At 61.7% G+C, this 20,944-nt stretch carries 18 protein-coding genes and 7 pseudogenes; 17 read left to right on the top strand and 8 right to left on the bottom strand.

Annotation, left to right across the window (positions count from 1 at the left end):
- The first annotated feature begins 82 nt into the window (after positions 1-82).
- Both C487_RS18995 and C487_RS18990 read left to right on the top strand, forming a co-directional pair.
- Entirely contained in the window at positions 83-493 is a 411-nt protein-coding gene (locus C487_RS18995) for a hypothetical protein (RefSeq protein WP_006187475.1), read from the top strand.
- A 210-nt stretch (positions 494-703) separates the two neighbouring features.
- Positions 704-1,225 (top strand): annotated as a pseudogene (locus tag C487_RS18990) (SWIM zinc finger domain-containing protein); the annotation flags it as partial.
- A 43-nt stretch (positions 1,226-1,268) separates the two neighbouring features.
- Here C487_RS18990 and C487_RS18985 read toward each other — a convergent pair.
- Positions 1,269-1,679, bottom strand: a pseudogene (locus C487_RS18985) (DUF7342 family protein); the annotation flags it as partial.
- Positions 1,680-1,838: 159 nt separating this feature from the next.
- Between C487_RS18985 and C487_RS18980 the strand changes: the two are divergent.
- Positions 1,839-2,633 carry a biosurfactant protein 1 gene (locus C487_RS18980; RefSeq protein WP_006187472.1) on the top strand — a complete coding sequence of 265 codons (795 nt, stop codon included), beginning with the start codon at positions 1,839-1,841 and terminating at the stop codon, positions 2,631-2,633.
- 9 nt (positions 2,634-2,642) lie between these two features.
- Positions 2,643-2,983 (top strand): annotated as a pseudogene (locus C487_RS18975) (hypothetical protein).
- A 111-nt stretch (positions 2,984-3,094) separates the two neighbouring features.
- On the opposite strand, the gene C487_RS18970 reads toward C487_RS18975, so the two are convergent.
- The gene (locus C487_RS18970; RefSeq protein WP_006187470.1) at positions 3,095-3,985 is read right to left on the bottom strand and encodes a DMT family transporter; all 891 of its coding nucleotides are present in this window, start codon (positions 3,983-3,985) and stop codon (positions 3,095-3,097) included.
- 161 nt (positions 3,986-4,146) lie between these two features.
- Here C487_RS18970 and C487_RS18965 point away from each other — a divergent pair.
- The 5 genes and pseudogenes from C487_RS18965 (at position 4,147) to C487_RS20545 (ending at position 7,598) form a co-directional block, all read left to right on the top strand.
- Positions 4,147-4,577: pseudogene (locus tag C487_RS18965) on the top strand (hypothetical protein).
- Positions 4,578-5,142: 565 nt separating this feature from the next.
- A pseudogene (locus C487_RS19915) lies at positions 5,143-5,610 on the top strand (IS6 family transposase); the annotation flags it as partial.
- Positions 5,611-5,627: 17 nt separating this feature from the next.
- Positions 5,628-5,735, top strand: a pseudogene (locus C487_RS22130) (IS6 family transposase); the annotation flags it as partial.
- Between the two features lie 133 nt (positions 5,736-5,868).
- Positions 5,869-6,207: pseudogene (locus C487_RS18950) on the top strand (IS6 family transposase); the annotation flags it as partial.
- A 161-nt stretch (positions 6,208-6,368) separates the two neighbouring features.
- Positions 6,369-7,598, top strand: a complete 1,230-nt coding sequence (locus C487_RS20545) for a hypothetical protein (RefSeq protein WP_152422550.1) — start codon at positions 6,369-6,371, stop codon at positions 7,596-7,598.
- Between the two features lie 335 nt (positions 7,599-7,933).
- Here the strand turns inward: C487_RS20545 and C487_RS18945 are convergent, their stop codons facing one another.
- Positions 7,934-8,179 carry a helix-turn-helix domain-containing protein gene (locus C487_RS18945; protein WP_049908298.1) on the bottom strand — a complete coding sequence of 82 codons (246 nt, stop codon included), beginning with the start codon at positions 8,177-8,179 and terminating at the stop codon, positions 7,934-7,936.
- A gap of 250 nt (positions 8,180-8,429) precedes the next feature.
- Here C487_RS18945 and C487_RS18940 point away from each other — a divergent pair, with 250 nt between their 5' ends.
- The gene (locus tag C487_RS18940) at positions 8,430-9,278 is read left to right on the top strand and encodes a zinc ribbon domain-containing protein (protein WP_006187466.1); all 849 of its coding nucleotides are present in this window, start codon (positions 8,430-8,432) and stop codon (positions 9,276-9,278) included.
- Positions 9,279-9,326: 48 nt separating this feature from the next.
- Positions 9,327-10,223: a hypothetical protein gene (locus C487_RS18935; RefSeq protein WP_006187465.1), complete on the top strand. Its 897-nt coding sequence runs from the start codon at positions 9,327-9,329 to the stop codon at positions 10,221-10,223.
- Positions 10,224-10,738: 515 nt separating this feature from the next.
- Here the strand turns inward: C487_RS18935 and C487_RS18930 are convergent.
- From C487_RS18930 to C487_RS21165, 3 genes are all read right to left on the bottom strand, one after another.
- Positions 10,739-11,146 carry a helix-turn-helix domain-containing protein gene (locus tag C487_RS18930; RefSeq protein WP_006187464.1) on the bottom strand — a complete coding sequence of 136 codons (408 nt, stop codon included), beginning with the start codon at positions 11,144-11,146 and terminating at the stop codon, positions 10,739-10,741.
- Between the two features lie 102 nt (positions 11,147-11,248).
- Positions 11,249-12,289 (bottom strand): sulfite exporter TauE/SafE family protein, encoded by a 1,041-nt coding sequence (locus C487_RS18925; protein WP_006187463.1) that lies wholly within the window; start codon positions 12,287-12,289, stop codon positions 11,249-11,251.
- Positions 12,290-12,436, bottom strand: coding sequence for a DUF7512 family protein (locus C487_RS21165; RefSeq protein ID WP_006187462.1), 147 nt, complete (start codon positions 12,434-12,436; stop codon positions 12,290-12,292). It lies immediately after the preceding gene.
- Positions 12,437-12,796: 360 nt separating this feature from the next.
- Between C487_RS21165 and C487_RS18920 the strand changes: the two genes are divergently transcribed.
- From C487_RS18920 to C487_RS18905, 4 genes are all read left to right on the top strand, one after another.
- Positions 12,797-13,642: a universal stress protein gene (locus tag C487_RS18920; protein WP_006187461.1), complete on the top strand. Its 846-nt coding sequence runs from the start codon at positions 12,797-12,799 to the stop codon at positions 13,640-13,642.
- Positions 13,643-13,855: 213 nt separating this feature from the next.
- Positions 13,856-15,790: a NosD domain-containing protein gene (locus C487_RS18915; RefSeq protein WP_006187460.1), complete on the top strand. Its 1,935-nt coding sequence runs from the start codon at positions 13,856-13,858 to the stop codon at positions 15,788-15,790.
- Positions 15,787-16,524 carry an ABC transporter ATP-binding protein gene (locus C487_RS18910; RefSeq protein ID WP_006187459.1) on the top strand — a complete coding sequence of 246 codons (738 nt, stop codon included), beginning with the start codon at positions 15,787-15,789 and terminating at the stop codon, positions 16,522-16,524. Before C487_RS18915 ends, C487_RS18910 begins: the two co-directional genes overlap by 4 nt.
- Positions 16,525-16,541: 17 nt before the next feature.
- Entirely contained in the window at positions 16,542-17,429 is an 888-nt protein-coding gene (locus C487_RS18905; RefSeq protein ID WP_152422549.1) for an ABC transporter permease, read from the top strand.
- A 39-nt stretch (positions 17,430-17,468) separates the two neighbouring features.
- On the opposite strand, the gene C487_RS18900 is transcribed toward C487_RS18905, so the two are convergent.
- Both C487_RS18900 and C487_RS18895 read right to left on the bottom strand, forming a co-directional pair.
- Entirely contained in the window at positions 17,469-18,071 is a 603-nt protein-coding gene (locus tag C487_RS18900; protein WP_006187457.1) for a nitrous oxide reductase accessory protein NosL, read from the bottom strand.
- A 181-nt stretch (positions 18,072-18,252) separates the two neighbouring features.
- Positions 18,253-18,906: a helix-turn-helix domain-containing protein gene (locus C487_RS18895; protein WP_006187456.1), complete on the bottom strand. Its 654-nt coding sequence runs from the start codon at positions 18,904-18,906 to the stop codon at positions 18,253-18,255.
- A gap of 109 nt (positions 18,907-19,015) precedes the next feature.
- On the opposite strand from C487_RS18895, the gene C487_RS18890 reads away from it, so the two are divergent.
- Complete coding sequence (locus tag C487_RS18890) at positions 19,016-20,392, top strand: hypothetical protein (RefSeq protein ID WP_241431111.1); 1,377 nt, start codon at positions 19,016-19,018, stop codon at positions 20,390-20,392.
- Between the two features lie 171 nt (positions 20,393-20,563).
- Complete coding sequence (locus C487_RS18880) at positions 20,564-20,926, top strand: SHOCT domain-containing protein (protein WP_006187453.1); 363 nt, start codon at positions 20,564-20,566, stop codon at positions 20,924-20,926.
- Positions 20,927-20,944: the final 18 nt, after the last annotated feature.

The following is a 20,944-nucleotide window of genomic DNA, read 5'->3' as shown; positions in this document are numbered from 1 at the left end:
TGACGGCCTACGACCCAGAGAACGAACAACTCGAACACTTCGGCACGGTTGCGGATATTATCGAAACCGGCGGGATCCAGCAATGACGGATTTTGATCTCGGCGAACCGGCTCCCGACGCCGACGAGGAACCGGACGACGACGCGAGTCCTGAGTCCGAGGGCGACCAGGAGACACCGACGGACACGGACAGCGAGCACTTCGAGAACGTCGGTTCCGATCCGTCGGAGGTCGATATGGGCGACTCGAGCGACGAGTCCGACGACGAACCCGTAGATCCGACTGAGACGGGGCCGGCGTTCCCATACAGCGAGGTCAAACAGAGCCCGCTGTATGCTCGCGAGGACACATGGACCGAGTTCGAAGATCAACTTGATTTCGTCGTCACGCCGGAACTGCGACGCATGGGGATTCGGGATGATGAACTCCGCGAGATTCACGATGTAGTGCTTGAAATCGCACTCGACAATCTCGAGGAATTCGACGGTGTTTAGGTTGTACGTCATCTGTGGCCGCCCCTTGTGGTCGTAGTACTTCCACGGATAGCCCTCTCGGGACGCCTCGGATTCGGTGAAATAGTCCTCGAACTCAGACATCCGAAGCACCGCCCGTTGCACTCGCGACGAACTGTCGAATCGCCGCCCGGATCGCTTCGCTTCGATTTGGGAACACGCCCGCATCGACCAGCGACTCGAGGTCGCCGTGACGGTGCCGACGCCGACGAACTCCGCGCGTTCCTGCGTGACGAACTCGCGGCCAATACGGATCTCCGTGAGCGGTTTCTCGCCCGCGTTGGCGAGCCGACGAGCCAGTCGGTCGACGAGCTTCGCACCGCGATCGACCGGCGGTTCCAAGAGACGAACCCCGAGTACCACGTCGTCTTCGAGCCGATCGACTTCACGCAGTGGTTCGATCTCGCGAACGAGTACCGCCAGCAGGGACGATACGCATCGGCAGCGACCGTCTACCGGGCACTCGTCGAGTCGATCGACGACAATATGGAGCGCGTCGACGGTGCGTACGACCACTTCTCGCGTGCATTCAGCCGGGCACTCGATGGATACGTCGGCTGTGTCGCGACCGCGGAACGCGATGTTAATGCGGTCACTGATGCCGTCGCATTCCTTGAAGAGCGGGTGACATCAGGAACGCCGTTCCTCGCGGAACATTTTGAGAGGGCAGCAGTCGAGCTTCGAGAGAAGCTGGGCGAGCAGTCCAACGAATAGCTGTGTCGCCCTATGACGCCCGCAAGTTCGACGATCGCGAAAATTAGTTTGTGTCGCGGTTAGCCATATCGATCATCTGTTCGCGAGCGGCTTCGACGTTCGAGTAGAGTGCCAACGCGTGCTTGATGAGTCGGCGGTCTTCTTGGCTCCCCTCCCAACGCCCAATAACGTCGCGACGATCGCGGAGTTCGTCACTTGCGAGGTCGCCATCGGCGAGCGACTGTTCGAACTCCTCCCACGTCTCGACATCGTAGGTCGCCTGCCACTCCTCGATCTCATCGGTGATCGCGACTAATTCGTTGCGCAGCTCTTCGCGCGTGTTCTCTTCGATGAGCGTGCGGATTTCCTCGAAGAGCAGTCGCGTGTAGTCCGGCTGGTAGCGCGTCGTCTCGCCAGCCTTCACGCGACGCAGTTGCCCCTGCTCGACGAGCGCCTGGAGTTCCTCATTGGTCGTACCCATCTCGTGAGGAAGCGGACATACTGGGCACCTCTAGCAACAGCGTTCACGCTGAACTCCCATATGTTTGTACCCTCTCGCATAATCGAGAGTGTAGTACGAGCATAGTCATCTGGACATTAAAATACGAAACCGACAGAAGCTATGTGCCAACCGATGTACGACCGATGTTCTGATTTTGAGGAACTGCGGCCGACCGGCGAGGCGTCCCACATTCCGGACACGAGGCTGGACGGCGGGTACGAAGGTGACCCCCAGCGGCAACGTGTTGCGACGAGCGCTGGCGGCTACCCCGATGCGCCGACGACCACCGACGGCGAGTGCCGGTCCTGTGGGGCGTCAATCCCGGACGGCCAGACGAAATGCCGGTTCTGTCTCACCAACCATCCCGGAAGTGACGCGACTTGCACGGACGAGTCAGCGTCGACGTCGTTCCTCGGCATCGTCCACCTGGTCGTCGAGTCGACCACGTTCTACGGCGCCGTCGCGAAGGGCGGCGCCGCGGCGCATCTCCTCTCTGCCAACGAGGCAAAGCCGGCCGTCGACGACTACACACTCGTCTACGACCTCGACGAGGCGCCGGCGCGCCAGGTGGCCGAGCAATGGCCCTCGCTCCCCGACGCGGTACAGGTGTCGTCAGCGGATGGCGAGCAGCTTCTCAGAGCCGCCCGTGACCGGACAGGGTGGCACGGGCAGGAAGCGTCGGAACGTCAGGAGCAGGCCGCGACGCGGCTCTACGACCAGCGAGGGAACGGCATCCACGACGAGGCACACCTCGGAACGGTCCTCGACGACGCCGACGACGCGGTATGGCTGGTTCCAGCGATCGCGCTGACCGAATCTCCTGCCGAGGCTGTGGCTGATCGACAGGTGTCGTCGGTGCCGACGACGCAGAAGTACCTCTCGCGTCGGTTTATCGCTCCCGAAAGGGGTGCGGGGGCGACCCTGTGAAGTCCAAACATGGCGACACTGCAAGCTACGACGACGTCGACTGGCGCGATCGTATCGGATCCGCAGGCAGTCCGCGAGCTCTGTGAGAGCCATGCTTCGGGACGCTCGACTGGGAGGTTACCGAAGACGGAGAGCTCACCATCTGGGGGTATGACGATTTCGAGGTGTACGAGGCGCGGGAGAACGGCCTCCTGGACTACGAGGGCGGCATCGTGACCCACGAAGAACTCGATATCCAGACAGCGGGGTTCACCAAGTGCCGCTTCCCCGTGCTGGCGAAGCGGTACGTCGTTCGCGACGGCGAAGTCCTCCACGCGGACCTCAGTTCCCCTGACCCGATCGACGAGTAGCGTTGTTCTCCCCGTGAAGAGATGCGAGGTGGCACCGCACTTGTCAGCTACGGGGACACTCAACGAATGCGTTCAGGAGAATTGCCTCGAATTATCGGTAACCACACGCCACTATATTCCACTCAGCGCCCGCCACTTTGCGGCGACGAACCCCGCCAAGATGAACGCGAACCCGGCGACAGTTGCGGGCGTCACTTCCTGCCCAAGCACGAGCAAGCCTGCCAGCGCCGCGAACACGGGAATCACGTACTCAATGAAGCTCATCTCGATGGGACCGAGGTCGTCCAGCAACGTGAAGTACAGCAGGAAGCCACCGACGCCGGCGACCGCGGAGAGGTACGCGATGGCGGCGAGCGCGGACGGCGTCCATGTGGCGGTCGCGAACGACTGGCCGGGGAGCGCGAGCACGGCGGCGTGGAGGACGACCGCACCGATGGCCATCATCCACGCCTGTGTGGAGAGGAACGGCATCGACGGCGATCGGCTGTGCGTGACGACCGCGGCGACGGCGAACGCGAGCGCGGACGCAAGCACGAGCGACACACCGAAGACGCTGTCCGCGATATTCGTGGGATCGGGGTCGGCGATGACGACGACGCCGACGAATCCGAGCGCGACACCGAGCGCGGTGGCGGCGGTGAACTCCTCATCGGTGGAGACGAGCCGCGTGAGCGCAGGCGTCACCACGGGGACGAGACCTAACAGAACAGCGGCAACACCACCTGTGACGTACCGCTGGCCGGCGAAGAGGAACGCGTGGTGGGCGCCGATAATGAGCGCGCCGCCGACGAGCACGTAGATGTAGTCGTCCCGAGTCCGGGGGCGGACATCTGCGCCGGAGGCGAAAACGGCGGCGAACAACAGCGCGGCAGCGACGTCGAAGCGCACGGCCGCGAACGGCACCGCAGGGAGATCGACCAAGCCGACGTCCGTCGCCATGAACGCTGTTCCCCAGACAGCACACAGTAGCAAGAACCGGCCGGCCGTCCCGTAGCGACTCATTCACGAGGAGGTCGCCGCCCGACGGGGAAATGTGCATCGAACCGCCCCGACTCTCCGAGCGTCCGGACACACTTGGGGACCGCGTCACCTACGCGGTGTGGTGTAGCTATAAGTACCTCAACGCCGGCCTGAACGCCATCAGAGGGTTTTCCGTCTGTGATATAACCACAGACGACGACCCGTTTCACGACTGCAAGTTAGCTCCCGACGCGATTCTCTGGGCACACACTTTTGAAGATGTCCTGTTCACCGACGGGACGGAAACCCCGGTGAACGTGCGCACTGGGAAACACCAGCACGTTCGCAAGTGGCCGTCGAAGAGGCCACGGAGTTCGCGGCGAGTATCGACACCGATACACCACAGACCGCGCTTCCGGCATCGGTTGAGACGCAAATCGAGACCCAGAGCAAGCCCTACACGGCGGCCGCGTTCTTCCACTTCACGGCGACCGGCTCCGGCGCGGACGGACCGCCGGTCGACGAGCGCTACACCGCCGCCGAAGCGGTAGCGGCGCTCCGCGATGCCGAGTTTTCGATCGAACACCAGGCCGTCCGTCCCGAAGCCTTCCTGATGATCGCGACCCTCGAGTGAGGGGGCGGCGAGGTCCCCGTCTCGAGTCGCCACGCGTCTCGAGGACCAACGAGCGAGACGCGCTCGCGTCGCCCGTGTCGCTCGAATCGACACACCGATGCGTCACGGATAGCAGTAATGGTATCCGGAATACGGCGGAGTACAGCAGTTATCGTTCTCGTTTTGAGCGGCCGTAGGTACAAAAAGTCGATGTCGAAACGTGTGATGAGGTGCGTTCTGGATAGGTCGCGCGGTGTGTGGCTAAGGCCACATCATCAAAATACACCGCACCGTTTCGTAACAGTAGACGGAAACGACTCCCCTTGCAAAGAATTCTTCCTATGATAACGGGGGAGACATCGGTAGAATCTAGTTTCCAAAGACAGTCGTCACATGCAAATATTCACTTGTTCTCTCCATCTAATTATATAGGAATAGATAGTCAGGCGGTGTTCAGATAAGGATGAAGGATGAGGCGGTTCGTTTTCTGAGTGATCTATGCCCGAAAACGACCGCCTCAATGGTTGTTTAGNGGCGGTGTTCAGATAAGGATGAAGGATGAGGCGGTTCGTTTTCTGAGTGATCTATGCCCGAAAACGACCGCCTCAATGGTTGTTTAGAAGAGATCAACTTAGAGTTTGTTGAACGAGAAGCGACACCGCGATTGCTGATGAAACTCAGTATTCAGCTGCATCTTGCTGGACTCTCGCTTTCAAATACTGTATCTATTCTTGAGGTATTCGGTGTCGAACGCGCTCGATCAACCGTTCACAATTGGGTTCACAAGGCCGATCTACAGCCCGAATCTGATCGGTGTCCGGATCACGTTGCGGTTGACGAGACTGTGATCCAACTGAATAATGAGCAGTACTGGCTGTACGCTGCAGTTGATCCCGAGACAAACGAATTGCTCCATACGAAGCTTGAACCGACAACAACAAAGGTTCTCGCTCATTCGTTTCTTACGGAACTCTCCGAGAAACACGACGTCTCCGACGCCGTGTTTCTCGTCGATGGATCGCACTCATTACAAGCTGCATGTCAACGTCACGGCTTNACAATGGGGTTCACAAGGCCGATCTACAGCCCGAATCTGATCGGTGTCCGGATCACGTTGCGGTTGACGAGACTGTGATCCAACTGAATAATGAGCAGTATTGGCTGTACGCTGCAGTTGATCCCGAGACAAACGAATTGCTCCATACGAAGCTTGAGCCGACAACAACAAAGGTTCTCGCTCATTCGTTTCTTACGGAACTCTCCGAGAAACACGACGTCTCCGACGCCGTGTTTCTCGTCGATGGATCGCANTGCAGTTGAGCCCGAGACAAACGAATTGCTCCATACGAAGCTTGAGCCGACAACAACAAAGGTTCTCGCTCATTCGTTTCTTACGGAACTCTCCGAGAAACACGACGTCTCCGACGCCGTGTTTCTCGTCGATGGATCGCACTCATTACAAGATGCATGTCAACGTCACGGCTTCGATTTCAGATACGAGAAACATGGAAATCGGAATGCTGTTGAACGTGTCTTTCGAGAGATAAAACGACGAACTCTCTGTTTCTCAAACTGCTTTAGCAATGCCGAAGCAGAAACTGCCGATGACTGGCTCAGATCGTTCAGCTTCGTATGGAATCAGCTTATCTGAACANCTGTTTCTCAAACTGCTTTAGCAATGCCGAAGCAGAAACTGCCGATGACTGGCTCAGATCGTTCAGCTTCGTATGGAATCAGCTTATCTGAACACTACCGATAGTCAATAGCAAACTTACAAGGTCCTGAATTAGGTACAGTAATCTTAGACCCATCATGGTAGAAGAATGTGCCCTATGCAAACAGGAAAAAGAGTTGATGGATAGTCATATAATTCCGAATTTTGTCATTCGGTGGCTTAAGAAGTCAGCCGCGACTCCTTTCCTTCGAACGGCTGAAAATCCTGATACGAGAATTCAAGATTACAAAGAACCAATGCTATGCCATGATTGTGAGCAAATTTTCTCTGACTGGGAGGGAAAATTCGCGGGGGGAGTGTTCTACCCCCATATTCGCAATCAACAGGAGAAGTTTGAATACGATAGTTGGCTGAAAAAATTTATCATCTCAATCTCTTGGCGCATTCTTGAAGCTGATCGAACTTCTCTAGACATGTTAGATGACGATTCTAAGAAAACAGTCGATCAAGTAAAAGAGGAGTGGAGAGACTTACTCATAGGAAACTCCACACTCACGGAAGAGGAACGAGATCATCATATATTCTTCCTTGGCGATATGGAATCTCCTGCAGAAGACGTTCCCGATAAGTGGGAGTTCTATTCAGACCGTGGCATTGATGCAACGATTGTGGATTTTGAGGGTAAAATACATTTGTATTTTAAATTCCCTCAGATGCTCTTTGTATCTTGTATATCTCCGTCATCTATTGATGGATTTCGTGGGACAAAGGTCTCCGATGAAGGTTCTGTCGAAGTTCCACAAGAAATATTGAACAAGGACTGGGGCACTTTTCTATTTAACAGAGCTGATTTAATCACTACAGATCTTTCAGACGACGAATCTGAGAAGATCATCGATCGTATGTTGGATAATCCAGAAGAGGTTATTGAGTCCGAGAGCTTCCAAACGTTCCAAAAAGAGCGTAATCGGAAAATTGAATCTCATCGTTCCACAGACTATCTTGGCCAAGAGTGTCCTGTATGTGGTGTAGAGCATATCCAATTCGACAGTCTTGGTGAAAAGCCTCTAACGAAATCTGGTATCAAAGCGTTGGAACAGTCAGATGGAATTGAACGGGCTGAGGGCGTTTTGATGCTACCTGGGAACGAATTCGGCCTATCTACAACGAAGGACGTAACTGGTGCAGTGATATTGGTCCTGCCTGAAACCACTTATTTGATTAATCTCTATACTGATCATGGCTGGGGAGTTGACAGAGCATTCCCCCATCCGAAGCAGATGGATGAAGAGAATTTGGATGAGCACGTGAATATGTTAGTTAGTGAATTCGAAGAGTACTATCGTGAAAATGTCCTCCCCGGCTGATTGAGCCTCATGTAATGTGACACCTACAATATTAGTTAGATCGAATTGGTTCCCTTCCATAGTCTACCAGATAGTGTAAGAGCATATTCCTTCCTCCGTTCATCTGTTCCACCTTGGGGTTGCACGCTGACAAAATTCGTTTCCTGAATATGCACACGAATGGCGACTGATCGTGTGTATAACCGAAATCAGCCGTAGAGACTTCCATAATATTGCTGCGTTCTATCTTTCTCAAATCTCAAATCTAAAAATCATCACTCGATAGCACGAACTCTAAAGTTCGTGTTCACCAACGGAGTAACCGCGTCCTGAGTAGGGAACTAACGCAGAGATCGTTACTCGGTGTCTTCGACTGGCTCGAGTTCGTCTGCATCCAGTTCTTCATTAAGGAATGCGTCTCCGTCGTCAGTAATTCGATAGAGACCCTGGGCGACACGCTCGACGAGCCCGTAGTCAGCCATCTTCGAGAGACGGTTGCTTGCGTAATTGGCAACTGTTACGTCCAGTTGCTCGAGGGCGCTGGGAGTCATGTTCCCCTCATCACGCATCGTCTCGAGTATTTTCTCGTCAACTGGACGCATCCACTCCGCTCGCTGTCTTACCACGCTCGTGGGTGCCACTGTAGAACTCATAGTAGTATCGATGAGTCGTTATGCAGAGTGCAATCTTATAAATATAGAACCATATCCTATGGATTCGCTGTGAATTCCACAGTAAAATATTAGTGGTCCACGTGATAATAGGAGTAGTGACCTGCCCGTTCGGGCCTGAAAGGTCCGACGTGCTGCCACACGTCGGGGCGGGTCATCCCCTTACAGGGTTGAACGACCCATGCGAAAAGAGCGTCTCCGAGCCCATAACTGTAGGGCTCATGAGTCAGGAGTATCGGCTGCACATCCCGATCAGCACACAACCTCGGGCGATGACCCGTGGATCGCGACCGACGGCGGCCGCGACACCCACCCGTCGGACCGGAGAGCGGCGGTCGCGACGCGTCCCGCCGACCGCACCGCGATCGGCGTCGATCTCGGGGAGCACAACCTCTACACCGCGTGTCCGTCGCCCATGCCGGACTGGAAGGGTGCCTACGCGATCCCCGGCGACGACCTCTGCGATCGCCTCGACGCGCTTCGCGACCGCGTCGCTGCATTGCTCGCCGGCGACGCCGATCGAGAGACGATCGTCGCACACGTCCGACACCGTCGGGCGGCCCTGCTCGCGGCCCTCGACGACGCGGCGCGGGAAATCTGCGACTACGCGAGCGCGTACGACCGCCCCGTGCTGGTCACCGAGGACAGCCACTACGAGCCGGACCTGTGGGCGTGGCTGACCGATCCGAACGCCCACCGCGGCACGGCGTGGCTGCTCCCGACGGCCCATCTGCGCCTGCGCGCGGTCGCCGCCGAGTACGGCATCGAGGTCGCGACGGTGCCCGTCGCCTACTCCTCCCAGGAGTGTCACGGCTGCGGGACCATCGGCGACCGACGGCTCCACCAGACGTTCCGCTGTACCAACCCGGACTGTCGCGTCGAAACGGTCTACGCCGATTACAACGCCGCGAAGGTCCTCGCACAGCGGTACTACCCCAACCAGCGATGTGCGTACCGCCCCCCGCGCTCGCTCGCGACGGACGAACGGCCGGCGCTCGTCGCCCCCCGTTCGGACTCCGTGGACCGCTGACCGCATCGGCTTGCCAACCACTCGATCTCACCCACAGCCGCCACCGACATGAGCACGAACGCCGACCACTCCGAACCGACCGCATCGACCGTCCAGACGCTCGCAACCGAACTCGAGTCGCTTCGCGAACGGGTCGACGCGCTCGAAGCCAGCCTCGCGCGGAAGACCGACCACCTCGACCGCCTCGAGTCCGCACTCGAACGGGAGCGGGCGGCAAACGAGCGTCTCGACGCCCGGGTCGAAGAACTCGAGCGAACGCGACCGCCGCTCGAAGCGCGGCTCGACGCCCACGAAAGGAAACTGAACGCGAACAAGGACCGCATCGGCGAACTCCAGGCCCGCGAACTCGAGAAGGGGGCCCACCTGCTCGCGGCGAACGTCGACGAGAGCGAACTCGACGTCGCCGGCGGTCGCCTCGAACGGGTCAGCAAAGACGACGGCGGGCAGTACTTCCGACTGCCCGACAGCGACGACCCGCTCGATCGCGGCGGCGATGTCGCGTTAGCACACGGCGACCTCCTGCCGATTCAGCAACTCGCGACGATGGACGACGACGGCCTCCGTGCAACCACGTCCTCGCTCCCCTCGCGGCTCGCTGCGAAACTCTGGAAGGCTCGCACCGATCCGGCCGTCGGAGACAACCCGTGGAAGAACGGGTGCAAACCCGTCCGGGAGTACGTTACGGCGAGCGATATGAAACACTGGATTCGCCGTCAGGAGACGGGGATCAGCGACGGCTACGCGAAGAAACTCGTCTCGAGGACGATCGACGCGTTGCTCGAACTCTCGAAGAACCGACTGGCGATCGAACGGCACCGGCAGCGCAAGAACGGCCTCGAGTACACCGAGCGCCGCGTCCTGCTGATGGCGGATGCGGACGTTCCCGGTGACCGACCGAGTGCAACTGAGCGGGACAGTCCGGAGACAGGTGACGTCGACGGCTGACGCTGTCCCCGGGTCGCCCACCCCGCCCTGAGAGGGGAGTCACTCTCCACGACTACCGGATTACCCCCCACGATTGCGGTCGTGAACGCGTCCGCGTACTCGTTCGTCCGTCCCTCGATCGGTCGTCGACGGTCGATGCCCACCGACTGCTCGAGTCGGGTCACCGAAGACGTCAGCTGTCACCGGAACGAGTGGTGGGCCACCCGTAATCGCGGTCCCGGATCGATTCGGCAGAAGTCCGGCGACGTGGAATTCGGCCCCACATCTCGGCCTCGGGACCGAGCGCCTCGAGCGTGCGGAGTAGTCTCCGTGAGCGCTGGCCAGAGCGACCCACACGGTCTCGCGATCGAAGCTGTTCGTCCAGCCGTTCCTCGAGCATCGAGGCGAAGCGAGCCGCTGTCTCATCCTCGTCGAGACGCCGCGCGGAAAGTAGTATTGCTCAATAGACGGGCGCTGGTCGAACCGAAGGACGGAGGTCGTGTGTGGCAAACGAGAGGGAGCCGCGAGACGATTCCTTAGCTCTGAGCGGGGATTTCGGTGTCGGCCTCGGCGTGTTCGTACTTGTCCTCGAACTCCTGGATGAGTTGTCCCATCTTCGCGTACCAGTCGTTTAGCATCCGCTGCATGTCGTTCGCGATCTGGGTCGGGTCCGTCGGGTAGTAGACGTGGTAGTAGCCGCCCTGATCGTAGTTGATCTGCTCTTTCTGGATGAACCCGCTCTGGAGCAGTCGCTGAATCGATCGGTACGCGGTCGAACGCTCGCGGTCGACCCGCTCGGCGACTTCGTCGATCGTCAGTGCGTCCTCGCTTCCGACCAGTACACGGAAACACTCCTTGTCGAGTTGCTTGAGCCCGTGGATACACTCTAGAAGCCCCTCGCATTCCATGTCCTGTTGCAGTTGTTCCGCCATCGAGTTGGCCATGTTACTGTCTCGAGGTAGGAACCGTGGCGGTATAAGGGTTGTGTGAATATTGTACAATGTCGATGAGCCGAGGCCGGAACGGAACAAGCGGCGTCGCCGGTGTCAGTCGGCGGCCGTCGCGGACGCGTTCGACCGCGCTCGCATCGTCGTGATCGTGTTGTAGATCACGGCCCCGCTGACCATGAACGCCGAGAGCATGATCAGGACGAACCCGATCGTGTCGAGCACGGGCATGCCGAGGTAGCCGGCCGACTGCTGGAAGGCGACGGCGACCGAGCCACCCAGGAGCATCAGCCCGAAGTAGATCTTGATGTCGTCCTCGTTGACGACGCTGGTCGCTGCCGAGCCGATACGGGCACCGAGTGCGCTCCCGGCCAGCAGCGGGACGACGATCGAGAGATCGACGCCGCCGTTGAGTCCGTAGGTGTACGCACCGAACCCCCCCGAGATGACGATCTCGAACAGGTCGGTCCCGACCGCGATCGGCACCGGGACGCCGATCAGGTAGAACAGGGCGGGCATGCGGATGAAGCCGCCGCCGACGCCGAGAAAGCCCGAGAGGAGTCCCGTGGCGAACGCGACGCCGAGGATCATCCACAGTGATACTTCGAGTCCGCCCGAGAGGGTCATCATCGGCGGGACGTTGTAGGACTGAATCCGCTTTGCGATGTCCGGAATATCGTCCGGGTCGATGTCCCGGTTCGCGGCCTCGTGGTGGCCGCCGCCGCTGTCGTCGGCTCCGTCGGACCGCAACGCGTTGTAGCTGACGAACACCCCGATACCGCCCAGCAGGAAGACGTACGTGACACCGATGACGCCGCCTGCGAGTCCGAGTTCTTCGAGGGAGTACACGAGGTGACTACCGACTTCGATACCCGCGGTCGTTCCGACGACCATCAGGCCGCCGAGTTTGTAGTCGACCTGCCCGAGGTCGCGGTGTTTCAGCGTCGCGATCACGGCCGTCCCGAAGACGAAGGCCATCCCGCTCCCGACGGCAACGCGGGTGGGGTACCCCATCACGAGTAACGCGGGCGTGACGAGGAACGACCCACCCATGCCGAAGAAGCCGAACAACACACCGACCATGAAGCCGAAACTCACGAACAACGCGAGCATCGTCAGCGCGATTCCGAAGAGGGCCATCTATGTGTGCGTGATCCGTTCGACGAGTGGTTTCGCGACCTGTTCTACGGTGCCGTACCCCACGTAGAGGGCGACCGCCTCGAGGAGGACGGTGCCGACGAGTGCGCCTGCCTGTACCGCCGGTGAATACGCTGCGAGGTCGATCATCGGGCTCGACCTCCGCCGTGCAGTTGTGTTCGAGTCATGGATTTCTGCTCAGTATCGTCTATTCGGAGAATGGCTATAACGCTTTTGGGAATGTTGAACAATATTACTGCCATCCATCTCACGGCTATCCAACGGGAATATTCGGATACGTTATACCGATACTGAGGAGGCCCGGCTATCGTGCGCTGCCGCTGGCGCGCGGTTGGAACGAATAGACGACGCTCTTGTTACGAGATAACAGGAACGGTATGACTACCGCACCGACCGTCGTCCTCGTTGAACGGCTCACCCGCAACCGATGGTTCGGCAATGGTCTTGACTTACCCAAACAACATTATACTGTCGCGTCCTCCGACCGGTATGAAAGCGATCTGTGCGACCGATCTCTCCGCCGCCAGCGAGGCGACGATCGAGAACGAGACGTGTCTCGAGTGTCTCGATCGAATCGGCGTCGAGGAGATCCACCTCGTGACCGTGATCCCGTCGAACGTACACGCCGGGATGCCCGGCATCGACTTCGAGGACCGTCGCAAGCAGGCGCTCACTCGCTACCGACGCGTTATCGAAAACGCCGGCTTCGACGCCGAAGCACACGTCGTCCGCGGCACGCCCCATCGACGAATCAACGGTATCGCCGACGCGATCGGTGCCAGCCTCACGGTCGTCGGCTCGCGCGGGAAGAGTCCGCTCGAGAACCGCGTCATCGGATCGACCGCGCGCAATCTGGCGCGGACGACGGTCGTGCCGCTGCTCGTCAACCGCATCGAACGCGAAGCCGACGAGCCGGACGTTCTCCGCGAGCACCTGTTCCGGCGGATGCTGTACGCAACGGATTTCTCCGAGAACGCCGAGCGGGCGTTCGAGACGTTCTCGTACTTGCGCCACGCGACACGGGAGGTGACGCTGGTCCACGTCGAGACGCCGAAGGACCCGTCGCTCCCGGAGGACGCCAACCCCGAAGCGCGGCTGTCGGAGCTGGCGACCGAACTCGAAAACTGGGGGATAGAGACGCGAACCGCGGTCCGGCACGGTGATCCCGCCGACGAGATCCTCGCTGCCGAGGACGAGTACGAGCCGACGACGATCCTCGTCGGATCGCGCGGTCACAGCCGGCTCCGCCGGCTGTTGCTCGGGAGCGTCTCCGAAGACATCGTCGCGCGGGCAAACGGGAACGTCATGCTCGTTCCTCCGTCGCGAACCGCGTGAACGCCCGGGCGCGCATTTACCGCTGAACGGTTCCCAGCCCCGGAATCACCACCTCGATTCCGAACGGACCCGGCGATCGCCGTCTCGACTCCGTGCCACGTCGGTCCCGAACTCCGCCGGACCGTATGCGGCCAGGAGTCGGACATAGCCGCTGGAGACCGCTTTCGAGTGGTGGACCAGAGGCGCTTTTTCTTCCACGTTCGAACTGCACCTGTGTACTGGCCATCCCGAGAGGTCGTCCTGATCACCGTGATGCTCACCGCCGCACTCGGCACCGGCGGCCTGTTCGTCGGCGACGCCGATCCGGCGCCGCCGGATCCGGTCCCGTTCGACGAAACCGTCTCCGTCGGACTCACGCTCGAGGCGGAACAGAGCCTCAACGAGAACGTCACTCTGCCCCGGACACAGGTGTTTTATTCGCAGTACCAGTACGTCGTCGGCTACTACGGCGTCGAGACGTTCGTCGACGCCAAACGCCAGGCGGGACACGATCAGCGGTTCGGCTATCCGCTCGCAGTGTACGTCACCGACTACGGCGACGCAACGGTCGAGCTACAGGACGACGGGTATCCGGTCACCGACCGACCGCTGTCGTGGATCGATGCGACGGACGCCTGGTTCGTCGTCGGCAGCGACGCGCGGACGCCGTCGGGCGAGACCGTCGTTCCGTTCGCCGACCGAGCGGACGCCGCGGCGTTCACTGAAGCCCACGGCGGCGAGGTGTACACCTGGGAGCAAACCCTTGAGGAGTCGTTCGACACCGACGACGCGACGGTCGTCCGCGACCGCGTCGACGAGCAGGACCGCCGCGTCGACGCGGTCGTGAAGTCGACAGTCGCGCAGGCCGACCGACCGGTATCGATCGTTGTCGGGGAGGACGTCGACACCGTCCAAGAGGGCATCGACGAAGCGCCCGCGAACACCACGGTCCTCGTCCCCGACGGCACGTACGAAGAGACGGTCCGGATCGATCGCCCGATCACGCTCGCCGGGGAGGACGGGGCGACGATCCACGGCGACGGGAACGGGTCGGTCGTGACGGTGACCGAACCCCGAGTCGGGATCCGGAACCTCGAGATCACCGGCGTCGGGCCGATGGCCTCCGGAGCCGAGGAGGTCCCCGGAGAGTCGATCGACGATGACGCCTGGGACGAGAAGTTCCTGACCTACTACACCGGCGCAGACGCCGCCATCTCCGCCCACGTCGCCGCCGAGCTGTCGATCGAAAACGTGACCATCGAGACGCCCTCGAACGGGATTATACTCCGCGAAAGCCCCGATACTGTCGTTCGCAACGCGACCGTTCGGGGCAACGAGCGCTGGGAGGACGGCTTCGCCGGTATCATGGCGTTCCAGTCGCCGGGCGTGATCGAGGAGACGACGATCGTCGACGGGCGGGACGCGATTTACGCGTACCGATCGGAAGGGATCGTGGTTCGGGAGAACGAGATCGAGGGAAGCCTGTTGGGGGTCCACCTGATGCACACCAACGGCGCACTGCTCGCCGACAACCGCCTGACCGACGTCATCGATACGGGGATTTACGTCATGACCGGGCCGGAGCGGAACGCGATCGTCGGCAACGAGGTCAGGGGCTCGGTGACCGGGTCCTACGTCGGCGGCACCGACACGTACGTCGCCGAGAACGTCTTCGAAGCCAACGATGTCGGGCTGGAGCTGGCGGCGGCCGCGTCGATCTACGAGCGAAACGTCTTCGCGGGGAACCAACTGGGCGTCAACGATCGGGTGATACTCCCGACGAACCGTGTCGTCGAGAACGACTTCGTCGCCAACGACGACCACGCCACTGCCGGTTCCGGACCGCTACGCATCTGGTCCCACGACGGACGCGGTAACTACTGGCAGGGCGGGACCAGCATCGCGGACGGCGATCCGCCGTCCCGATCGTACTCGCCGACCGACCCCGTCGACCGACGGCTGCACCGTACTGACGGCGCGGCGACGCTCGCCCGGGCACCAGCGCTCGACGCGCTCTCCGGGTTCGAGGAGTCGGTGTCCGGAATGCGAACCGGCAGCATCACCGACGTGGCTCCCGCGTGCGAGCCGAACAATCCGGAACTGCTCGAACGGACCGATCAGGCCGATCGCGCCTGGACCTGCGACGGAACACTCACTACCAACCCATGACTGCAGAGACACCCCTACTCGAGGCATCGAACGTCGACTTCGCGTACGGAGACGTGACCATCCTGCGGGACGTTTCCGTTCCGATTCGATCGGCGGCTGTGACGGCGTTGATCGGCCCGAACGGGACCGGAAAGACGACGCTGCTCCGAACGCTCGCCGGGCTTCAGGAACCCACCGGGGGCACGATCGCGTATCACGGGCCGGCGGCCGTACGCGAGATCGGCTACCTCCCCCAGCGGCCCGAGTTTCGGCCCGGGTTCACCGTCCTCGAAACGCTCGAGTTCTACGCGTCGCTCGTCGGCGGCGAGCGCGACGAAGCGATGACGCAACTCGAGCGCATCGGACTCGCGGATGCCGCGGACCGTCCGGTCGAGGCGCTCTCCGGCGGCATGACGCGACTCGTCGGGATCGCACAGGCGACGATCGGCGACCCGCCGCTGATCGTCCTCGACGAACCCGCGTCCGGACTCGATCCGGGAATGAGCAAGCACGTGTTCGCGGTCGCCGACGAACTCGCCGCCACCGGGACCGCGGTGGTGTTGAGCTCGCACGATCTCGAACTCGTCGAGCGAACGGCCGACGAGGTGGTCGTCCTCGACGGCGGCACCGTCGTCGAGCACGGAAACCCCGCGGCGCTGTGCGACCGGCTCGAGGCGGGCTCGCTGGAGACCGTCTACGAGGAGTCGATCGTCGGCGACCTCCACAGCGTTCGAGTTCAGGGTGAGACCGCGTGACCAGCACGTCGAACCCGGTGAGCGAAGACGTCGCGTCGACGGATGTCGAGGGCGATGTACCAGCGACGAAATCGACCGCGGCGACCGATCCACCGGATTCCGTCGGCCGAATCGAACGCGTCGTCGGCCGCGAACTCAGGACCGTCTCCCGAACCCGGACCTTCGTCGTCCTCGGGGCGGCGCTCGCCGCCGTCCTGGTCGGAACCGCGTGGGTCGGCGGCGGCGTCAGGGCCGGTTTCGTACCGACCGTCGTCGACCTCCTGACGCCGCTCGAGCTCCTCGTGCCGATCGTGGCCGTCGCGTTCGGCTACCGGGCGATCCTCGGCGATCGGCGTCGGGGCGAACTCGACGTCCTCGATACGTATCCGATCGACCCTCGCGAACTCGTCCTCGGCGTCTACGTGGGCAGGGCCGTCGGCCTTCTCGTGACGATCGTCGTCCCGCTGGTGCTCGTCGGCGGAGCGGTCTTCGTCAGCCGCGAAGAGCCGTTCGGCCGGTACGCCTCACACGCCGCTACCGACTCCCCCGTCCTGTTCGCGCGGTTCGTCGTGCTGACGGCCCTGTTCGCGCTGTCGATCCTCGCCGTCGCGCTCGCCATCTCGGCGCTCGTGAGCGGGACGCGAAGCGCCCTCGCGCTGTCCGTCGTCGCGCTGGTCGTCCTGCTGGTCGGACTCGATCTCGCGCTCGTCTACGGGTTCGCCAACGGCTATCTCGGCGATTCATCGCTCATCCACGCGCTCGCGGTGAGCCCTCTCAGCGCGTATCGCGGGCTCGTCTTCGAGAGCGCCGTCGTCACGGCGCCGGGGACCGGGCCGCGAACGGCATCGCCAGTGGCCAGCCTGCTGGGGCTTGCGATCTGGACCGGCGTCTCGCTCGCCGTCGCGACCTGGGCGATAAAACGGTAGTTTTCGTTCGCGAATTCGATTCCGTCGAGCCGCTCGCGATCACATCAGCGACATCAGTAGTTCCTGCGTCACGTCCTCGTGCTCGTAGCGATCGCCGCCGTGCTCGTCCTGAAACGCGGTCGCGTCGTCGGAGTCGGAAAACCCGATCATCGATGCGCCCATCGCGCCCTCGACCTCGCTGTCGACGACGTACGTGAGGTCGGCTGCCGGCGCGAAGTGCTCCGCTTCGACGTGGCTGCTGATTTCGGACGCGTCGTCGCCGGTGTCGATCTCGTAGTCGACGCTCGAGTAGTCGGTCACGTACGTCGCGATCGGTTCGGAGTCGTCCTCGTGGTCGAACGTGAACGCGTACGTACAGCGGCTACTGCAGAACTGTGCCGGACGGTCGTCCCCGAGCAGCTCCTCGGCGTCGTCGTAGAACGACTCCCCGACCGGGCCGGGATAGTCGACGATCGCCATCGTACAGTTGTCGCAGCTCGTCCCGGCCTCGATCGTGATCGGGTCGGGGGCTTCCGCGTCCGCGTTTTCGTCCCCGCCGAGGCACCCGCCCAGTGCGGTCAATCCGGTAAGAGTCGACCCGACGAGAACCGTTCGCCGGGACACGCTTCGATCGGCACCGTTGTTGGAAGGGAACTCATCCATATGCACAATTGGGAGCAGGCCGATAAGGCTAATCTGGTCCAATCGCCGAAATAGCGGCTGCTGGGCGAATATCGTGATTCGTCCGCACCGACGCGACGCCTGCCGTCGGCGACCCGGCCGACACTCGCCGTCGGATGGCGTCGACGGCTCACGCGCGGGTGAACGAAAGGGGAAATCGTACTCACTGCTCGTACGAGGCGTGGCCGTGTTCCTCGGCGAACCAGTGAGCGATCGTGCTCTCCGCGCGGTGCAAGACGTCGCTACAGGTGGACTTGGTCACGCCGAGTGACGATGCGACGTCCGTCAGCGTCGCTTCACGAGGGACGTCGTAGTACCCTGCTTCGAGAGCGGCCAGGAAGACCTCGAGCTGCCGATCCGTCAGTAGGTTCTGCGCGCGACTCGCGTCGACGGCGTGGACGTACTCGATGCGGTATTCGATCCCGTGTTCATCGAACGTGTCGCCGAGCGTCGATAACCGGTCCGCGCTCGTCGTCAGTTCCCAGGTCACCACGCCGTCTTCGACCGTGAACGGCGTCTCAATCGGAACGCCGGCCTGCTGTATGGGCGCGAGCAGCGACGCGTTCGCCGTCTCGACCTGCAGGAGCGCCGTCTCGTCGTGTTTCCAGAGCAACTCGAGGTCCCGAATATCGCGCCGGTCGTCGATCGCGGCGAGTATCGGGACCGGATTCGGTGCCGCCAGTTCGATGACGCCGATCGCAACGTCCGCTCCCGGCAGCACCGAACTGACTCGGAACGTGGTGTCGGGATAGGCAGTCGAGATTTCATGAATCCAGAGCGCTTCGGGGAGGTGAACGGTGAGTTTCGCCCGTGGCATCGGTATCGATGTTGGCGATCGAACACCGTAGCAGGGAGTTCGAACATGTTCGAACCTTCCCCCAATGTTCGCGATAACCGATACACAGCGGCCGAGCGAACGAACGTGTATGCCCGATCCGAATCCACGTGACTCACGTCCGACGGACGCCGAACGGCGATCCGCACCAACCGATATCGAACGGCAGTCCGCTCGCCGATCGGCGGCCGATCCGCCGCTCTCGATGACGCCGTTTCACGTCGCCGGCATCGGCTTCCTGTTCGTCGGCTTTGCGCTCGCCTGCTATCAGGGCCTCCAGGGGTTCGGACTCGTCCCACAGGTGTCGTGGATCACGTGGACGCACATCCACTTCGTCACGATCGGTGCGTTCACGCAGTTGCTCTTTGGCACACTGCCACAGCTGACGGCGCGGATCCTCGAGCGACCGGGACCGTCGACGCGGGCTTTCGGAACCGTTTTCCTCGGACTGAACGGCGCTTTGCTGCTCGCCTGGTACGGGCGCGCCGCCGGCGAGCCGCTCTTGTTCGATGTCGGTCTCGGGACGATCTGGCTGCTCACGGGCTGGCTGTTCGCCGTCGTTCTCGTGATGGCGGTCAGAAGCGAGGACGGGCGAGCGCGCGACCCGACCGTCGGCTTCTCCCTCCTCTCGCCGTTCGTCTACCTGATCGGGCTCACGCTCGCCTTCGGCCTGTACAGCCACGGCTGGGACGTCCCCGGCGGCTGGTACGGACTCCGGGAAGCACACGTCCACGCCAACGCGTGGGGATTTCTGGGCCTCGCGGCGATCGGCACGCTGTACGATCTCTTTCCGCGACTCGTGGACGCGACGCTGTACAGCGACCGCCTGAAACGCTACTCGTTTCCGCTGTTCGCGGCCGGTATCGTCCCGCTCGTCGTCGGGCCGGTCCTCGGCATGGGGAAGACGGTGACCGCGATCGGACTGGTCCTGTACGCCGCCGGCTACGTCCTGTACGTCTACACGCTCGCCCGGACCTACCGGGCCGGCACGTCGAACGGGACGGCGCTCTCGGTTCTCGTCGCCCAGCTGTGGCTTCTCGGCCCGGCGAGCTTCGCGCCGTTCATCCTGTTTGGCGTCCCGCTTGGCATCCCCGACCCGTGGATCGAGACCGGCGCGCTGCACTTCTTCTTCCTCGGCTGGGCGCTGCCGGTCGCGCTCGCGGGTTCGTTGCTCGTCGCCCGCTCGCTCGAGTGGGCTCCCGGAGCCGACGGCGGTGACGCAGGCGAGGATCGGGTCGCCGGGCTCGTTCCCACGACGGATCTCCCGTCGGCTCTCGGCCCGCGGTCGGTCCTCGCCTGGAACCTCGCGGTGCTGGCCGTCGGGATCGGCTTCTTCTATCAGGACCAGTCGTGGTCGGTGCTACTGCACGGTCCGGGATACGCCGTTGTGCTCTCGATCTGGGGGTCCTATCTGGTCACAATCGTCGACCGCGGGTGGTCGGCACGTGTGTCAAAGAGTGGTTCGTAGCCGCCAGTCGGTGTCGGCTCGAGCGACGTGGATTCCCTGCGAGTCGGGTCCGCTCCGTCGAACCCGATGTTCGGGAGTGGCTGTCGACGGAACTAACGCGGACGGACGATCGATTCCCGGCGATCGGTATCCCCCACACCGTTCAAGACTCCGGCGATCGAAGGACGACGTATGGCAACTGATGAGTCACTGATTCGGACACTGGTAGTCGTTATCGCCGTGATCCTCCTGCTGCCGGTTCTCGTGATGGCGCTCGCGATGCCTATGATGGGCGTCTGGAGCGGTGGTCACATGTGGAGGGGAGGGATGTGGAGCGCCACCGGAGCCACGTGGATGTGGCTGCTCATGGCGGTCGTGCCGTTACTGGTGTTTCTCGGCCTCGGATACCTCCTGTACCGCGCCGTTCGTGGAGCCGGCGGCCGCCGGACCGACCCCGCCCTCGAAGAACTGCGAAGCGCTTACGCTCGTGGCGACCTCACCGACGAGGAGTTCGAGCAACGGCGTGAACGCCTGCGAGGTGAGGAGAAACGGTAGGCGTGGCTCCACCGCCCG

Origin of the sequence: Natrinema pallidum DSM 3751 (genome assembly GCF_000337615.1) — an archaeon.
Lineage (GTDB): Archaea > Halobacteriota > Halobacteria > Halobacteriales > Natrialbaceae > Natrinema > Natrinema pallidum.
Note: the sequence above shows the minus strand (reverse complement) of the source record. Positions and strands in the feature narration are given on the sequence as shown.

What these genes read in the sequence shown, in the direction of transcription:
- C487_RS18995 (WP_006187475.1), top strand. Translation starts at nt 83, where the DNA reads ATGACGGATTTTGATCTCGGCGAACCGGCTCCCGACGCCGACGAGGAA.
- C487_RS18980 (WP_006187472.1), top strand. Translation starts at nt 1,839, where the DNA reads ATGTACGACCGATGTTCTGATTTTGAGGAACTGCGGCCGACCGGCGAG.
- C487_RS18970 (WP_006187470.1), bottom strand. Translation starts at nt 3,985, where the DNA reads ATGAGTCGCTACGGGACGGCCGGCCGGTTCTTGCTACTGTGTGCTGTC.
- C487_RS20545 (WP_152422550.1), top strand. Translation starts at nt 6,369, where the DNA reads ATGGTAGAAGAATGTGCCCTATGCAAACAGGAAAAAGAGTTGATGGAT.
- C487_RS18945 (WP_049908298.1), bottom strand. Translation starts at nt 8,179, where the DNA reads ATGCGTCCAGTTGACGAGAAAATACTCGAGACGATGCGTGATGAGGGG.
- C487_RS18940 (WP_006187466.1), top strand. Translation starts at nt 8,430, where the DNA reads ATGCGAAAAGAGCGTCTCCGAGCCCATAACTGTAGGGCTCATGAGTCA.
- C487_RS18935 (WP_006187465.1), top strand. Translation starts at nt 9,327, where the DNA reads ATGAGCACGAACGCCGACCACTCCGAACCGACCGCATCGACCGTCCAG.
- C487_RS18930 (WP_006187464.1), bottom strand. Translation starts at nt 11,146, where the DNA reads ATGGCCAACTCGATGGCGGAACAACTGCAACAGGACATGGAATGCGAG.
- C487_RS18925 (WP_006187463.1), bottom strand. Translation starts at nt 12,289, where the DNA reads ATGGCCCTCTTCGGAATCGCGCTGACGATGCTCGCGTTGTTCGTGAGT.
- C487_RS21165 (WP_006187462.1), bottom strand. Translation starts at nt 12,436, where the DNA reads ATGATCGACCTCGCAGCGTATTCACCGGCGGTACAGGCAGGCGCACTC.
- C487_RS18920 (WP_006187461.1), top strand. Translation starts at nt 12,797, where the DNA reads ATGAAAGCGATCTGTGCGACCGATCTCTCCGCCGCCAGCGAGGCGACG.
- C487_RS18910 (WP_006187459.1), top strand. Translation starts at nt 15,787, where the DNA reads ATGACTGCAGAGACACCCCTACTCGAGGCATCGAACGTCGACTTCGCG.
- C487_RS18900 (WP_006187457.1), bottom strand. Translation starts at nt 18,071, where the DNA reads ATGGATGAGTTCCCTTCCAACAACGGTGCCGATCGAAGCGTGTCCCGG.
- C487_RS18895 (WP_006187456.1), bottom strand. Translation starts at nt 18,906, where the DNA reads ATGCCACGGGCGAAACTCACCGTTCACCTCCCCGAAGCGCTCTGGATT.
- C487_RS18890 (WP_241431111.1), top strand. Translation starts at nt 19,016, where the DNA reads ATGCCCGATCCGAATCCACGTGACTCACGTCCGACGGACGCCGAACGG.
- C487_RS18880 (WP_006187453.1), top strand. Translation starts at nt 20,564, where the DNA reads ATGGCAACTGATGAGTCACTGATTCGGACACTGGTAGTCGTTATCGCC.